At 55.2% G+C, this 15,670-nt stretch carries 12 protein-coding genes and 2 pseudogenes; 9 read left to right on the top strand and 5 right to left on the bottom strand.

Annotated features, from left to right (window positions below; translation table 11 throughout):
- The 3 genes from GV827_RS12440 to GV827_RS12430 are packed head-to-tail and all read left to right on the top strand — an operon-like array spanning position 1 to position 3,493.
- The gene (locus tag GV827_RS12440; RefSeq protein ID WP_164354135.1) at positions 1-774 is read left to right on the top strand and encodes an HpcH/HpaI aldolase family protein; all 774 of its coding nucleotides are present in this window, start codon (positions 1-3) and stop codon (positions 772-774) included.
- Positions 771-1,610, top strand: a complete 840-nt coding sequence (locus tag GV827_RS12435) for a shikimate dehydrogenase family protein (protein WP_235930347.1) — start codon at positions 771-773, stop codon at positions 1,608-1,610. The genes GV827_RS12440 and GV827_RS12435 overlap by 4 nt, the downstream gene beginning before the upstream one ends.
- Positions 1,607-3,493: a bifunctional sugar phosphate isomerase/epimerase/4-hydroxyphenylpyruvate dioxygenase family protein gene (locus GV827_RS12430; RefSeq protein WP_164354134.1), complete on the top strand. Its 1,887-nt coding sequence runs from the start codon at positions 1,607-1,609 to the stop codon at positions 3,491-3,493. The genes GV827_RS12435 and GV827_RS12430 overlap by 4 nt, the downstream gene beginning before the upstream one ends.
- Before the next feature lie 79 nt (positions 3,494-3,572).
- On the opposite strand, the gene GV827_RS12425 is transcribed toward GV827_RS12430, so the two are convergent.
- A complete protein-coding gene (locus GV827_RS12425) occupies positions 3,573-3,731 on the bottom strand; it encodes a hypothetical protein (RefSeq protein ID WP_164354133.1) in 159 nt (52 codons plus the stop codon).
- Between the two features lie 140 nt (positions 3,732-3,871).
- Here GV827_RS12425 and GV827_RS12420 point away from each other — a divergent pair, with 140 nt between their 5' ends.
- Positions 3,872-4,285, top strand: coding sequence for a recombinase family protein (locus GV827_RS12420; protein ID WP_235930346.1), 414 nt, complete (start codon positions 3,872-3,874; stop codon positions 4,283-4,285).
- A 462-nt stretch (positions 4,286-4,747) separates the two neighbouring features.
- Here GV827_RS12420 and GV827_RS12415 read toward each other — a convergent pair whose 3' ends face one another.
- Both GV827_RS12415 and terL read right to left on the bottom strand, forming a co-directional pair.
- Positions 4,748-5,881, bottom strand: a complete 1,134-nt coding sequence (locus GV827_RS12415) for a glycosyltransferase (protein ID WP_204325865.1) — start codon at positions 5,879-5,881, stop codon at positions 4,748-4,750.
- 220 nt (positions 5,882-6,101) lie between these two features.
- Positions 6,102-6,437 (bottom strand): phage terminase large subunit, encoded by a 336-nt coding sequence (terL, locus tag GV827_RS12410; protein WP_164354130.1) that lies wholly within the window; start codon positions 6,435-6,437, stop codon positions 6,102-6,104.
- A 97-nt stretch (positions 6,438-6,534) separates the two neighbouring features.
- On the opposite strand from terL, the gene GV827_RS12405 reads away from it, so the two are divergent.
- Entirely contained in the window at positions 6,535-6,765 is a 231-nt protein-coding gene (locus GV827_RS12405) for a hypothetical protein (protein ID WP_164354129.1), read from the top strand.
- 223 nt (positions 6,766-6,988) lie between these two features.
- Here the strand turns inward: GV827_RS12405 and GV827_RS12400 are convergent, their stop codons facing one another.
- A complete protein-coding gene (locus tag GV827_RS12400; protein WP_204325864.1) occupies positions 6,989-7,744 on the bottom strand; it encodes a class I SAM-dependent methyltransferase in 756 nt (251 codons plus the stop codon).
- Positions 7,745-8,315: 571 nt separating this feature from the next.
- Between GV827_RS12400 and GV827_RS12395 the strand changes: the two are divergent.
- From GV827_RS12395 to GV827_RS12380, 4 genes and pseudogenes are all read left to right on the top strand, one after another.
- Positions 8,316-9,344, top strand: a pseudogene (locus GV827_RS12395) (IS110 family RNA-guided transposase).
- 650 nt (positions 9,345-9,994) lie between these two features.
- Entirely contained in the window at positions 9,995-13,216 is a 3,222-nt protein-coding gene (locus GV827_RS12390) for a PAS-domain containing protein (RefSeq protein WP_164354127.1), read from the top strand.
- A 10-nt stretch (positions 13,217-13,226) separates the two neighbouring features.
- Entirely contained in the window at positions 13,227-13,607 is a 381-nt protein-coding gene (locus GV827_RS12385) for a response regulator (RefSeq protein ID WP_164354126.1), read from the top strand.
- Positions 13,604-14,854, top strand: coding sequence for an adenylate/guanylate cyclase domain-containing protein (locus tag GV827_RS12380; RefSeq protein WP_164354125.1), 1,251 nt, complete (start codon positions 13,604-13,606; stop codon positions 14,852-14,854). Before GV827_RS12385 ends, GV827_RS12380 begins: the two co-directional genes overlap by 4 nt.
- 628 nt (positions 14,855-15,482) lie before the next feature.
- Here the strand turns inward: GV827_RS12380 and GV827_RS12375 are convergent.
- Positions 15,483-15,670, bottom strand: a pseudogene (locus tag GV827_RS12375) (IS91 family transposase); the annotation flags it as partial.

The following is a 15,670-nucleotide window of genomic DNA, read 5'->3' as shown; positions in this document are numbered from 1 at the left end:
ATGAAGAATCCAACGAACCTGTTCAAAGCCGAGCTTCGCAAGCGGGGGCACCAGCTTGGCATCTGGAACACCATCGGCGGCAACACAGTCCCAGACCTGCTGGGTGGGGCGGGGTTTGACTGGGTTCTGGTCGATTGTGAACATGCGGCCATCGATACGGTCGAGGTTTTGCCCGCTCTACAGGCGATATCCGCGAACCCGAAAGTATCTGCAATTGTGCGCCCGGCAGACAATGATGCAACCTTGTTCAAGCGCATCTTGGATATGGGCGCGCAAACCCTGCTTGTGCCCTATGTGCAGACCGCTGAGGAAGCCGCACAGGCCGTCAGTGCTATGCGCTACGCACCCCATGGCGTGCGCGGGATGGCGGGGATGACCCGGGCCACGCGCTATGGGCAGGTCGATGATTACTACACTGTCGCCTATGACGAGCTTTGCCTTGTTGTGCAGGTCGAGACGGCGCTGGGATTGGACAACTTAGAGGCTATTGCGCAGACGGAAGGCGTTGATGCGGTCTTTATTGGCCCTGCTGATCTGAGCGCCAGCCTGGGTCTGCCTGGCCAAACCTCGCACCCCGACGTCGTGGCAGCAATCCATAATGCAATTGACCGCCTCAAGGCGATCGGGGTTCCCGTCGGGCTGATGGCGCTTGATCCGGCCTCGGCCAAGGCGTTTATCGCCCGCGGTGTGAATTTCACGGCGGTAGGCGTTGACCTTGTCCTGCTCGCCGATGCGGTCGCGTCCCTGCGTCGCGCATTTGACGAGGCCCCATGACCAGGATGCTCAAACTGGGTCTGATTGGTGACAATATCGACCGATCCCTATCGCCACGGCTGCACGAAGCCTGCGGTTGTTTGGCCGGGATCACCGTCTCTTACGAGCGACTGATCCCCGGCATACTTGGGCTTTCCTTTGAGGATGTCTTTGCGAAAGCACAAAGCGATGGCTTCCGAGGGGTCAATGTGACCTACCCCTACAAGGAAATGGTCACAGGTCTGGTAAGAGTCGCGGATCCCGCTGTGCGTGCCATCGGGGCCGTGAATACGGTGCTCTTTACGGGCGCGGAGCCGCAAGGCTTCAACACCGATTACAGCGGCTTTGTTCAAGCCTACAAGGTTGCGCGCAAGGATACAGGTCCGGGAACTGTCTGCTTAATCGGGGCGGGTGGCGTCGGCAAGGCGGTGGCCTTTGCTTTGCTCGCCTTGGGGGCTGACGCGATCGTCTGTGTTGATCTTGACCGCACCAAGGCCCAAGCTTTGGCGGGCGCACTCAAAGCGACAGGAACAAAGACCCGGATCACTTCTTCGGACAATGCGGTCCACGCCGCGCAAACTGCTGACGGAATCATCAATTGCACGCCTTTGGGGATGATCAACATCGGCGGAACAGCTTTGCCACAGGCGGCCATGGGCCAGGCAACTTGGGCCTTTGATGCGGTCTACACGCCCGAAGAGACGCAGTTCCTAAAGGATGCGCAAAACTCTGGCCTGACGGTGATCTCAGGGTATGAGCTTTTCTTTGCGCAGGGCCTGGATGCATGGGCGTTGTTTTCTGGCATGGCTTCGGACCCGGCGGCGCTGCGTGAGAAGCTTCAAGGAGAGGGAGCATGAAAACCTCGATCGCGACGGTTTCAATTTCGGGCAACCTGCCGGAAAAGCTCGAAGCGATTGCGGCGGCCGGTTTCGACGGGATCGAGATTTTCGAGCAGGACTTCATCACCCACGACGGGACACCGAGTGACGTCGGCAAGCTGATCCGTTCACTGGGCCTCGAGATCACGCTGTTCCAGCCGTTTCGTGATTTCGAAGGGCTCCCGGACCCCCTGCGCGCGAAGGCCTTTGATCGGGCCGAACGTAAATTCGATTTGATGCAGGAGTTGGGGACGGATCTGGTTCTGATCTGTTCGTCCTGTCACCCCGCCGCCCTCGGTGGGATCGACAGGGCTGCGGCAGATTTGCATGCGCTCGGAGAACGGGCGGCAAAGCGGGGCTTGCGTGTGGGATACGAAGCTTTGGCCTGGGGGCGACATGTGAATGACCACCGCGATGCATGGGAAATCGTGCGCCGTGCGGATCATGACGCTATCGGGCTTATCCTTGACAGTTTTCACACCCTCGCGCGCAAGACCGACCCTGACACAATCCGCCGGATTCCGGGGGATAAGATATTCTTCGTACAACTCGCCGATGCGCCGCTGATCGATATGGACCTGCTGTATTGGTCGCGCCACTTTCGCAACATGCCCGGTGAGGGGGACCTTGACGTCACAGCCTTTATGCAGGCGGTCATGGCGCCGGGCTATACCGGGCCAATCAGCCTTGAGATCTTTAACGACCAGTTTCGCGGTGGAAGTGCCAAGGCCATCGCAAAGGACGGCTATCGCTCTTTGATCGCGCTGATGGATGATGTCCGCCGTCGGGAACCGTCGGCGCAGGTCGATTTGCCACAGATACCCGAACGTCGGACCGTCAAGGGCGTCTCCTTCATCGAATTCGCGTCCCGGGGGGATGAAGCGGCGGCGCTTGAGACCATTCTTGCAACGCTCGGGTTCCGCCCGACGGGAACGCATATTTCCAAGGCGCTAACTCTGTGGACACAAGGCGATATCCGGATCGTCATCAACCTCGAAACCACCGGTTACGCCAGCAGCGCCTACAACATGCACGGCACAACTGCTTGCGATATTGGCCTCAACGTCGATGATGTGGAGGCTGCGGTGGCGCGGGCCACACATTTGGGCGCCTCCCCTTTCCAGCAGCCAACGGGACCCGGTGAGTTGGACATTCCGGCCATTCGCGGTCTCAGCGGCAGCGTAATCCACTTCATCGATGATGCAAGCGGCCTTGGGGATGTTTGGACCCTCGAGTTCAACCAGACAGACGATCAGACCGCCGAGGCGGGATTGAGCAAGATCGACCATGTCGCCCAAACCATGAGCTATGATGAGATGCTCAGCTGGTCGTTGTTTTACACCACCCTGTTCGACATGACGAAATCCCCCATGGTCGATGTCATCGACCCCGAAGGCCTGGTGCGCAGTCAGGCGCTTGAAACACCGGATGGCGGGTTTCGCATTACCTTGAACGGGGCCGAAACCCATCGCACGATGGCGGGACACTTCCTGGCCGACAGCTTTGGTGCTTCCATTCAGCATATTGCCTTCGCCACAGGCGATATATTCGAAAGCGCAAAGGCGTTCGCGCGGCTTGGCTTCAAATCACTGCCCGTATCGCAGAACTACTACGCGGATCTGCGCTCACGATTTGATTTGTCGGATGAGTTTTTGACGCGTCTCCAAGCCGCAAACATCTTCTATGATGAAGACGGAACCGGAGCATTCCTACAGCTTTATTCGCAGCCCTTCGCAGGGGGTATCTTCTTTGAAATTGTTGAGCGACGGGGGGACTATAAGGGCTATGGCGCGGCCAACGCACCTTTCCGTATTGCCGCCCAGAAACGGCTATTGCGTCCTAAAGGCATGCCAAAGATCTGAGGAAAGGTTGTCAGTACGAGCGGACTGCAAAGGCGCCGTGGAGGAGTGAAGCAGTTGCCCATTCAGCCAGAGCGAACCTTCATTCAAAGCCCGGCAATTGGCTTTGCGGGCTTAATGCGGTGAACGGACGCATTGCAGCGTCAACTGGAATGTTGATCCAGAGCGTTGTTTGGGACGGTCCTTGGCTGCCGTCCAGAAGTCTATTGAGCGCTGCAACCAGCATTCCCAAAGCAGACATTGATCTGCCTCGAAGCAACCGAACGCTCCGGACGTCGGCAACGCGCACAAAGCTTCCATTCAGCGGTGTAGTTTTCGGCTACGATAGTACTTGGTTGTCAATGACGGGCAAATGCCACCAGAATGGCTCTCAGGGAGGCTATGGACTATGCAAGCGACGGGGATACGCTTGTCGTCACAAAGCTCGACAGATTGGCAAGATCGGTCCAACACCTGGGCGAGATCGTAGATGAATTGGAAGGCAAGAACGGTGGCCTTCGTAGCCTTGACCTCGGTCTGGATACATCGAACTCTACAGGGAGGCTGATGCTTACCGTTCTGGGCTCTGTGGCACAGTTCGAACGTGAAATGATGCTTGAACGGCAAAGGGAGGGTGCCGCCAAGGCCAAAGCGCCGGGCAGGTACAAGAGACGGAAGCCCGCGGCTCAGCTTCACGCTGAACAGATCGTGGCCCTTTTTGCGGAAGCAACCAGCAGAAGGGAGGTGGCTGACCAGTTGGCGCTGTCCGAACGATCTGTTTATCGAGCCCTCAAACGGAGGAAGGCCGACGCCTAGGACCTGTGTTCAGCCCACATACTACGTTTTGGATGTGAAGTGGCCAAACTTTGAAGCCGACTGCCCCGATGGAATTTATCAGCCACTTCGTTTCGTATGCTGAGTATCGGCGTCTTGGGCGAAACGTGTGGGGCGTGAAATTTCGACGCCTGAGATAGTTTCTGAATTTCAAAAACTTGAATCAATACGGGCCTAATGGCGGTGCTGTCAGACAAATGCGAACCAGTCTCCGCTAGGACAGAGGGGCGTACGGCAGATTTGACAAGCCGCCGCTAGGACTCGAACTATTTTCGTCAACTCTGGGCTTGTTCGAGCCATTCGCGGCACCTAGCATCAAGGTCCACTGAGTAAGACCTCCCTGCCGTTCTTATACACGAGAAAAGTGTACGCATCTATTTCTTCAACATGAGCAATTCGTCTCGCCGTTTAAGGGGATGTCTTCACAGAGTGCTGGGAAATGGGTCAGACCCTAACCACTGCTTCGATTTCTGTAGCGGCGGTTTCGGGGCCTCTGTAGCGAGATATCATCTCTCCTAGCTCCTTTGCCTTCTGCGTGAACGACGTCGTACCCAGAAGTATTTGTGCTGCATGTCTGATCTCGGTCGCCGTTGCATTACCAGTCAATGCTTTGCCAACCCCCCATTCTTCAACCCCTTTGCTATTCGGGACTTGATCATGTCCTGTCCCAGGCAGAACCATCATTGGCACTCCATGGATAAGAGAACGCATAAGGGTACCGTGCCCACCATGGGTTACACACAGAGCAGCTCGGCGCAAAATCGGATCATGGGCCGCGTATTTCAGCACAACTGCATTTTCCGGGACGCGAAAATCTTCAAGTGCTGCATGTAAACCCGTTGTTGCTACAACGTGAATTGGAGCATCTTCCAACCCATCTAGGACACGCTGAATCTTATCTTGCGAAAACTGTCCTTTGGCGGTCGCGAAACTCACCAACGCCAAAGGCGTCGGATCGGAAGCATCCCAGGGCAAGTCTGCAATTTGAGCAATTTTTTCATCTTCGATAATTGGTCCGACATGACGCACATGCTCCCACCCAGGCAATGCAGGGGCTTCCAACTCTTTGACCGACGTGACGATCATACGATCTTGCGACAGCCATAAGGTGTCGGCATCTGGTAGGGGGCCGAACCCCGCATCCATTCGCATCGCGCCAAGTTGTGCGATGACGTTCCGCCAAGTCTCCAACTGCCGGAAGAGAAAAGTGTGACTGAAAACTATAGTCGGCAAACCAAATGTCGGGCTTATAGCCAATGCTGCAGGAAACATTGCATCCACCAAAAGGGCATCCGGTTGTTCCACTTCGATGATACGCTTCAACTCACCCGAAACATTAGGAGACGTTAGGTAGCAGGCCAGAGGAGGTGCGGGTGGCCCCCCTGAATAGCGGGGCAGATCACCATCACCTGAGGCTACACCGATGCTTCGAAACCCCTCGCGGTCGATACGGCCCGTCATGTCTGATTTAACCGCGAAGACAACAGTATGCCCACGCCGTTCAAGTGCGCGTGCAATCCCCAAACTGGGTGGAAGGTTTCCGCCGCCCGCGTGGCACAACCAGACGAATTTAGTCATCGAATGCTTCGAGCCTCAATCAGCGTATTTGGTGTAATCTGTATCACAGACAATCGTCAACGCGCATCATTTTTCAATGATCGCACCTTGCGAGACGCTTAACCCGGCATTCGTCGTTTCTAAAGCAATTAGAACTTAGGGCTCTCTCCAGCCATTCGCCGCGTGCTACTTCAATGGCTTCTTTGGCACACCAAAGCGGCCATTCAGTCGTCTGTGCTAGTCAAATAACCGTTCCAGACATGGCTGTTGCAACTGGCTCGCCTAGCCAAATCAGAAACTGGGAAAGGCTATCGACCTGATCGTCGTGTTTTCCTTTCGGAAACAAGATGACCTCGTGCTGGAAGGTTGCGAGCCACGGGGCGTTTTTTGGGATCGCGACCTTCCCGCTTTCAATCAAAGGCGTAACACCCAGTAGACGTGTCTGCTTGTCCCCCTTTGGAATGATGCCGCGGATATTCACACCGGGATAGGTCCACAGATTGCTACGATGGCGCCCGAACTTGCCCAACTGCACATTGTTGCGGTGTTGCTTCCGCCCTTTGCGGAACACGAACACGAGCTCGTGTTGCGACCGATACCGTCATCTCTACTGTCGAGATGCCGGTCTCGTGGCGCTCGTAAGCGGCGAATGCGATCAAGCTGTCAGATTATTAATGTTGGCTGACAGAGCGGCGCCTGATCTTGTAGCGAACATCGCGCTTTTGGCCGCCGCCAATGTATTGGCCGGGCAAGACGATGTAGCGAAACGGCACTACGCCCGACTGCTTGAACTCGCCAATGACTTCGAACCAAGAGAATTTGCACAGTTACCTTTCCGCGAAAAGTCAGTAGCCACCATGATCCCAGACGCGCTGTCTTCTCTCAGGATGCAGACGGGTGAGTAAACGCCTACGCGTTATTGTTCTGGCGAAGGACTGCTTCGTCCGCATCCCAGACCTCTGAAGCTGCAGCAGCGAATGGCCAGTGCGGGTTGAAGCGGTCGTTAAGGCACTGAGCGGACCTCGCAGCTCGATCCCGTCGTCTCGAATGGCTTCTCAATGCTGCTTTGCGGATATCGGACCGAACCGCTCAGATGTCTCAGTCGAGCCCGTAGTGGACGTGCACAAATCAGATCATTTTGACAGCAGAGATTGCCAAGGCCACCGCCACATATGACCTCGGCCCATCCTGGTCGCCATCAAGGTATGCTAGTCTTACGGCGTCCTTGATTTTTGCCTTCAAGTCGGACGGTCTGTTTGAAAAATAGGCCGGGATGGGACCATCACTTCCATCGAAGGGTGCCCAGTAATCGTCGAATGATTTGAATTCAGTTCGGATTAATAGCTCACCTGCTTGAATGTCTGAAAAGCCCGTCGATGAGGCGATCTGCATCAATTGTCCGGGCTGCCGAAGCGGTCTTGTAAAGTTCTTCTTTCGTAGAGCTTCCGCCTCCTCGTCGAAAACTGCAGCCGTATCGAGAAACATGCGATTGAATACCAAGCCGCCCCTAGCATCCCAAACAGCCGCGGCAAAGCGTCCGCCTGGCTTAAGCACCCTAAAAAGCTCTTTAAACGCTCGATCTGTGTCAGGAACGAAGTCCAGAACGAGCTGAGAATACGCTTGCCCAAAATAGCAGTCCGCGAACGGAAGTTTGGTAAGGTCCTCGACATCGAAATTCGCGCGGCGGTCAGAAATGTTCTGCTGACAGTACTCAACATAGGCACTGGAAATGTCGACACCATAGATCACCGCCTGCGATGTTCTTTTCAGCAACTCGCGAGTCAAGGAACCCGTTCCGCAACCCGCATCAAGTATCGGACCATTGTCACCAATCTGTGCGAATGCCAGGAAATTAGGAGCAAGAAGTCTGCTGAAGCGGCCCATTTGCAGCTCGTACCCTGCACCACTCCCAGTTGCGAAATCGGTTGATTCATTAACTATGAGACACTCACCTATCCGCTGACACAAACGGTCAGCTAACGCCACTGTAACACACTCACCCAACAAGCACCTAAACTTGTCTGCATTGTCCAGCATGTGAGACATCCGTAACCGGCGCAGCGTACGACCGGTTTGGATTTTGGCCAATTTGTACGAGTTCAATGGCCGCTTTCGGGAAACGGTGCTGCGCCGCCGCGTCTGGTTGAGAAATTTGATTGTCGCGCGTAGGGAAGTTTCGCTGCACCAGCATCAGGCGGGAAAGTCCGCATGTGAGACGTCGGAAGCAGCGGTAGCGAATGGCCGCTACTGGTAAAAGCGGTCGTTCAGGCCTGAAAGCGGACGTCGCCGCGCGGTCCAATCGTCTCGAATGGCTTATCAGTGTGGCTTTGCGGACATCTGATCGAAACACTCGGATGTCTCAGAAGAGATGGTATGGTTGCCGCCCTCCCCATACGGCATCGCAATGTGCCAAAGATGTGGTCGTACACGGCCACGCTAGAGAGAGGACGGCAATATGATTGATACAATGATCGGTGTAGATTTGGCAAAGAATGTCTTTCAGCTGCATGGGGCTTCGTTGACAGGGGAGGTCAAATTTCGAAAGAAGCTCTCGCGCGCTCAGTTTCGGAAGTTCATGGAAACCCAACCCGCAAGTATCGTTGTTTTTGAAGCTTGCGGCGGTGCTCATTTCTGGACGCGGGAGATACAAGAACTTGGACATGCGGCAAAGCTGATCGCTCCACAATACGTGAAGCCTTTCGTCAAACGCCAAAAGAACGATGCGGCAGATGCTGAAGCAATTGTTATTGCAGCGCAACGCCCAGAGATGCGGTTTGTGGAACCCAAAAGCAACGCGCAAATCGCACGAGGTGTTGTATTCCGTTCGCGCGACCGCCTAGTGCGCCAGCGCACGGAACAGATCAATGCGCATTGATCGGTTCTTTATGAACAGGGCCAGGTCTTCCCGACCGGCCTCCATCAGATGAAGAAGATCGAAGAGTTTCTGCAACAGGCCGACAACGGCCTGCTTGCTTTGGTCCGGGAGGAGTGTGAGGAGCTAATCGCTTCAGTTTCCGATCTCACGACCCGGATTGATGCAAAGACGATGAAGCTCAAAAAGCTATCGCAGCAGTCAGAGATATCACGACGGCTTCAGACGATACCCGGCGTTGGCCCGTTAACCGCAATGGCGGTAGAAGCCTTCGCACCATCTATGGATATCTTTCGGTGCGGGCGAGACTTCGCCGCCTGGATTGGGCTTGTGCCCAAGCAGCATTCATCGGGCGGCAAGGAGCGGCTCGGAAAGGTCTCCAAGGCAGGCAAAGTTGATATTCGCCGCCTCCTTATCATTGGCGCGATGACGCGCATTGCGTGGGTGGGTCGAAAGCCTGTTCGGGAAGGTTCCTGGCTGAACCGCATGTTGAAACGCAAACCAAAGATGCTTGTTGCAATTGCACTGGCGAACAAGATGGCACGGACCATCTGGGCGATGCTGACGAAGAATGAAGATTACCGAGATCCGGCGACGATTGTGACCGCCTGACAATACGCAGGAGACGCAATCTGAAGCCGGAAAATGGAAGTGAGAAGACGATGACCTGAATGGGCAAAATGATCGAATAGATCTGGATTGGGAAAACCAGTTTTGGGCTCCGAGCCTCAAGCTCGTCTGAGAGATTTGGACCCAATCCGCTGATCACCATACCGGCCCGCGGCTTCTGAAAATGCCGCACAATGAGGCCTGACAGAAGACCGCACTCGATCACTCCACCAATCAGTCAAAAAACTTCTTGCTTCCAGGGCGGCGACCACAGAAGCCCAAATCACCGTTTTTCTGTAGTGCAACTAAAGTCCGCTTTGGGGAAACAGGCGAAGTTGCCCTCCGAAATCGGCCCAATCCAGACATTGACTGTTCGCCTCTTCCGCTGTGGTGCAGCCTGCCAGACCAGACTTTCGATGCAGATGCAAAATCGAAGCGACGGCGTAATGGCAGTGTGCAAGATACTTCCGATTTACCGCCGTTAATCCTCCTAAAGAGGCGCACATTGTCATTTTGATCACGTGTGCAATGTCACGCGCGCCAAGGCTCCGGTCAAGGCCTGCCAAGTGACAACCCTATATACATTAACCGTTTAGCTTTGGTGTCTCGAGCACAATGAGGCGTCCGCCTTCGGGTGTTTCTTTTGACTCCAAATGTCGAATGCTATTGTCTGGAGCGTAGGGGGATTACGCCACATCGTGGGAGATTGGGAAAATATCGCGTCTGACACGCTTGACATGATTGATGTTGGGCTTGGCGTTTTTGACCAGAACTATCGCCTTATCTACGCAAATGCGCCGTTTCGTGACCTTCGAGGTTACTCCAATGACCTGTGCTCTGTTGGCGTGTCGTTAGAGGCCTTGTTGGAACACAGCGCATTGCGTGGCGACTTTGGACCTGGCGACCCAAACGCACTTGTGCAGGCCAGGCTGGATGAAATCGCAGCCGCCACAGATCGTTTCGTCGAACATGTTCGGCCAGATGGGCAAGCGCTTCAAATCAGGTACCAACGTCGCGATGATGGCGGGTTGACGATCACCTACCGCGATCAAACAGCCGAGAAACACGCACAGCAGGCGCTGGCTCTGAGTGAAGAACGGTATTCGCTGGTGTCTCAGGCTGCGGACGAAGCCATTTATGACTGGGAAGTCGGCACGGAGCATTTCTTTGCGTCACCAAGGCTGGATGAGCTTTTGGGGCATGAAATCTCTGGTTCGACAAAGCCTATGGAAGCATGGCGCGAGTTGGTTCACCCGGATGATCTGGACCGCTATGTCGAGAACATCCGGTGCCATTTCAAGGATGAATCCAACGCGCTTGAACAGGAATACCGGGTTCGAACTCGTGACGGTGACTTTCATTGGGTACACGACCGCGGGGCGGTGGTCCGCGATGAGGCCGGGCACGTGCTGCGGTTGGTAGGCGCGGTCCGCGATGTAACGGAAATCCGTGCCGCTGAGGCAAATCTAGCGGCTACACAGCGCCGGCTTGTGTCGTCACTCTCGAGCCTCTCGGACGGGATTCTGATGGTGGATGCCGAGCGCCGCGTCGAGCTATTCAATCAACGTTATGTCGAGATATTCAGTGCTGCCGCGGGTCAGGACGCCAGCTCGATCATTTGGGTCGGGCGCAATTTCTTTGACATGATCCGCGACGGCTATGACATGGGAATGTTCGAACCCCATCCCGATGGAGCGGACGCGTGGATCGAAAATCGCCTGAAGGCCTGGGAAAATCCCATGTCTCAATGGGAGCTTGAACTGGCCAACGGCAGCTGGATTCTGCTGAACGAACGCGAACTGCCGGACGGTGGGCGGATATCGATCTACACTGATGTCACGGAAATCAAGCGGCGTGAGGCGGAGGCAGACGCCGCACGCCAACGGTTCGAGGAAGCCATCGAAGCCATCAGTTCCGGCTTTGCTCTGTGGGATGCGCAGGATCGATTGGTGATTTCAAACACGCGCTTCAGAGCATACTTTTCTGACATCGCCGACATCGTGGTGCCTGGAAACACGTTCTCCGAGATTATTAGCGCCGGGATTGAGCGGGGCCTGTTTCCCGCAGCTGCAGGAGATGTGGACGGCTACTTGGAAAAGATCGCCGAAAAAAGGCTACGAGCGGACGCAACGGTCCGCGAACAGTTCGTCAACAATCTCTGGCTGCAGATCACCGACCATCGTACGCAAGATGGCGGTATCGTTTCGATTTACACCGACGTCACTGAGTTGAAGGAGAGACAGGAAGAAGTCGCGCGACAGAGTGCGCTGCTGCAATTGACGTTGGAGAACATGGGACAGGGGATTTCGCTGGTCGACAAGGATCTGCGGACCATGGCGTTCAATCAAAAGTTCCTCGAGTTAATGGGTTTTCCGGCCAATGATTTCCAGCCCGGTTTCACGATGGAACAGGCTTTTCGCTGGAACGCCGAACGGGGCGAATATGGGCCCGGGGACATTGATCAGCAGGTGGCCGAGCGGTTGGAACTAGCGGCTAAGTTTCAGGCGCACCAATTCCAGCGCACCAAACCGGATGGAACCGTTCTCGAAATCGTCGGCATTCCGATCGACGGTGGTGGCATGGTGTCGACTTATACCGACATCACCGAGCGCAAGGCTGCCGAGGACGGCATGAGGGCCGCATTGGACGAGTTCAACGCGGTAAGCGAACATATCGACTACGGGATTTTGTTCACCGGCTCGGATTTGCGGGCACGTATTGTAAACAAGGCCTTCCGCGACTTGTGGGGCATGGATCAGGCGTTCATCGACACGGCGCCACACATGCGCGATGTCATCGAATTCAACAAGAACACCGGTCTTTATGGCATAACCAAAGACCAGTGGGACACTTGGCTGACCGGTCGTCTGGCAGCGATCGAAGCAGGTGCTGTGCCACCAACCGAGATCGTCCGGGGGGACGGCAAGGTGCTCACCTACCAAGTGGTTGCACTGCCGGATGGCGGACGGATGATGACCTATTTCGACATAACCGAGTTGAAGACCCGCGAAGTCGAGGCCGCGCGAGCGCGAGATGCAGCCGAGACGGCGCTAGCCGATCTGCGAAAAGCACAAGAGCGTCTGGTGCAGTCAGAGAAGATGGCCAGTCTCGGCCAGCTGACCGCCGGTATCGCGCATGAGATTAAGAATCCGCTGAACTTCATCAACAATTTTTCCAAGTTGTCGGCAGAAATGCTGGAAGAGCTGGAAGAGATCATCGAAGAACCGATCAAGGCGCTGGACGAAGAGGACCGCTACGACGCCGAAGACCTGTTTGAAACAGTACGGGACAACCTCGGAAAAATTGCCCAGCATGGCCAGCGCGCGGACTCTATTGTGAAGAACATGTTGCTTCACTCTCGTGACGGTCCAAGCGAGCGTCAACTCGTGAACCTCAATGCGATCACCGAAGAGGCACTGAACCTCGCCTACCACGGAGCCCGCGCCGAAGACCAAAGCTTCAATATCGACATCGTGAAGGAACTGGATGGCGAATTGGGTGAGATTGAGTGCTATCAGCAAGATCTGATGCGGGTTTTTCTCAACTTGATCACGAACGGCATGTACGCGGCGACCATGCACAACACCGGATCTGACGCGCATGAGCCCCGGATTTCGCTCACGACCCGGTCCGCCGGACACGTAGCGGAAATTGAGATTCGCGACAATGGCATGGGCATTCCCACAGAGGTTCGGGAAAAGATCTTTCTGCCATTTTTTACCACCAAGCCCGCCGGTGAGGGCACTGGTTTGGGATTGTCCTTAAGTTACGATATTGTCGTGAAACAACACGGCGGCACATTGACGGTCGACAGCGACCCCGGCAAGTACACGGCGTTCACCGTGTCCTTGCCGATGCCGAAGCGGCAGGAATGAGGGGGCAAGAGTGACGACGCATATCCTGATGGTAGATGACGAGCCCGACGCGCAGGAACTGTTCCGGCAGAATTTCCGGCGCGAGATTCGAAAGGGGGACTACAGCTTTGATTTCGCCCAGTCCGGCCACGAAGCTCTGGAAGTGATCAAACAGAAAACGCCGGTTCTCGTTTTGTCGGACATCAACATGCCGGGCATGTCAGGGATCGAGTTGTTGTGCGAATTGCATGCCGCTTGGCCTGACCTTCCGGTGATGATCATAACGGCTTACGGCGATGCTGGCACCGAAGCGAAAGCACGTTCGCTGGGAGCGGAACGGCTTGTGATGAAACCGGTCGATTTTTCCGCGCTAAAGGACACTCTTCAGCAAATCACCGGAGGGGGAGCATGAAAGCTCCTCATATTCTCGTGGTTGACGATGAACCGGATGTCGAAGCGCTGATCTCGCAAAGTTTCCGACGGAAGGTGCGCAAGGGAGAGTTGTTTCTCCTCTTCGCACAGGATGGCCAGCAAGCGCTCGACGTGTTGGACGATCATCCGGATGTGGATATCGTTTTGTCAGACATCAACATGCCGCGTATGGATGGGCTGACCCTACTTGAGCGGCTGAATGAGCGGGAAGATGATCTGCGCACTGTTATGGTGTCCGCCTATGGTGACATGAGCAATATCCGGACAGCAATGAACCGGGGCGCGTTTGATTTCATCACCAAGCCGATCGAATTCGATGATCTGGAAGCCACGATCGAGAAAACCATGGACCATCTGGTCATGTTGCGCAAACTGCATGCGGCCAAGGACGATGCCGAGCACGCCCACAAGATGCTCGCACGCTACTTTTCGCCAAATGTGGTCGAAACACTGTCGCAGGATCCCAATGCGATGCTGTCTGGTGAAAGGCGAGAAGCGACATTCCTGTTCACCGACCTTGAGAACTTCACCCCGCTTGTCGAAGCCTTGCCGCCTGAAACCGTTGTCCAGATTTTGAACCAATACTTGGACGGATTGACCGAGACGATCTTTGGATATGGCGGCACAGTCATGAAAATCATAGGCGATGCCGTGCAGGCAACGTTCGGGGCGCCGGTTGCCAGCGAAGACCACGCCATCAACGCGGTGCAATGTGCTTTGGCATTGGATGATTTTTCCCAGTCTTTTCAGGTCAGGATGCATGACAAAGGTATTCCCCTTGGACAGACCCGGATCGGGGTCAATTCAGGGACGGCCATTATCGGTAATTTTGGTGGTCAGCGGTTCTTTGACTACACAGCTTACGGGGACGCGGTGAACATCGCGGCGCGACTCGAGCAAGCCAACAAGATTGTCGGCACCAGGATTTGTGTCAGCGAAAACGTAGTCGAACAAATCCCTGAATTCAACGGGCGGCCTATCGGAACCCTGCAACTAAAGGGCAAGTCCCAAACCGTGCGCACGTTTGAGCCATTTTCGCCTGAACGTGCAAAAAGTGCTGCGATTGAAGCCTATCGTGGCGCATTCAACTTGCTGGAGGCAGAAAATGAGAAAGCAAAACAAGCCTTTGCCACGCTTGTCGGCACGTTTGACGAAGATCCGCTGGCCATGTTCCACCTCGGTCGTTTGCTGAGCGGCGAAAACGGTGTCGTTATCGCGAGCAAATAGCGTTCACGATGGCCAAGCTGCTCGTGACAAAACATTCAGCGGCCACGCCCTAGCGAAATGAAGCCAAACTGAAAACTCATTAACCCGGGACGATGCGCCTCGCATATGCAATGAATGCACGGCACCAACTCGGTAATAATCGTTTTGCGTACGGCAAAAGTCACCTGATAACTTTGGTCGGGGATTCTAAAGTTGAATGTCCGCTTTTTGCAATTAGTCGGAAGCAGTTTGAAATGGGACGAATCACCGTTTCCCTCCCTTGATGCTTTTCGCTGCCTTGCAGACAGACAAAGCGGCCATTGAACTTCCAACGGTCAAGGTCGGTTTTGTCTAAGGTTTGTGGCTGCTGTCAGCGTGAGCTGCAGCGGCGATAAATCTGACAAGGAGGAAAGCGCGGGCGGCTTTCGGTGCTATGGGGATTGTGGCTCAGTGCCTTGGTTTTTCAATACGCAGATCGGGGATAATTTGCGCGCCGATCGATGCGCAACGGCTGATCTGTCTGGTCCGATGTTACCGGTCAGCTTCAATCTCTTTGGCCAGGGTACTTTTGCCGCGCTGGTTTTGATGAACTGGCCGCAACGATTGGTCCGGCTCTTCGGGGGTGGCACGGTCTGGAGTGATGGTCGGATCATGCGGCTTCCTCCCATGGCGGTGCTCGGGATCGCGGGAGTTGACCGCGCAGGAAGGTGTCGATGATACGCATCGGGCCGCCGCATTTCGGGCAAGGCTGAAGCTGGTCCTCTTCGTCAGCACCGGTGGGCGCCTCCTCTTCGGCCATCTGATCAGGCTCCTGTGCCCGGTCGATCAGACACCTGA

Origin of the sequence: Sulfitobacter sediminilitoris, assembly GCF_010667575.1 — a bacterium.
Taxonomy (GTDB): domain Bacteria; phylum Pseudomonadota; class Alphaproteobacteria; order Rhodobacterales; family Rhodobacteraceae; genus Sulfitobacter; species Sulfitobacter sediminilitoris.
Note: the sequence above shows the minus strand (reverse complement) of the source record. Positions and strands in the feature narration are given on the sequence as shown.

Bases quoted from the DNA above. Each gene is read 5' to 3' on its own strand.
- GV827_RS12425 (WP_164354133.1), bottom strand. From the start codon at position 3,731: ATGTCTGCTTTGGGAATGCTGGTTGCAGCGCTCAATAGACTTCTGGAC.
- GV827_RS12405 (WP_164354129.1), top strand. From the start codon at position 6,535: ATGTTGGCTGACAGAGCGGCGCCTGATCTTGTAGCGAACATCGCGCTT.
- GV827_RS12380 (WP_164354125.1), top strand. From the start codon at position 13,604: ATGAAAGCTCCTCATATTCTCGTGGTTGACGATGAACCGGATGTCGAA.
- GV827_RS12390 (WP_164354127.1), top strand. From the start codon at position 9,995: ATGTCGAATGCTATTGTCTGGAGCGTAGGGGGATTACGCCACATCGTG.
- GV827_RS12435 (WP_235930347.1), top strand. From the start codon at position 771: ATGACCAGGATGCTCAAACTGGGTCTGATTGGTGACAATATCGACCGA.
- GV827_RS12420 (WP_235930346.1), top strand. From the start codon at position 3,872: ATGGACTATGCAAGCGACGGGGATACGCTTGTCGTCACAAAGCTCGAC.
- GV827_RS12440 (WP_164354135.1), top strand. From the start codon at position 1: ATGAAGAATCCAACGAACCTGTTCAAAGCCGAGCTTCGCAAGCGGGGG.
- GV827_RS12430 (WP_164354134.1), top strand. From the start codon at position 1,607: ATGAAAACCTCGATCGCGACGGTTTCAATTTCGGGCAACCTGCCGGAA.
- GV827_RS12415 (WP_204325865.1), bottom strand. From the start codon at position 5,881: ATGACTAAATTCGTCTGGTTGTGCCACGCGGGCGGCGGAAACCTTCCA.
- GV827_RS12400 (WP_204325864.1), bottom strand. From the start codon at position 7,744: ATGGGCCGCTTCAGCAGACTTCTTGCTCCTAATTTCCTGGCATTCGCA.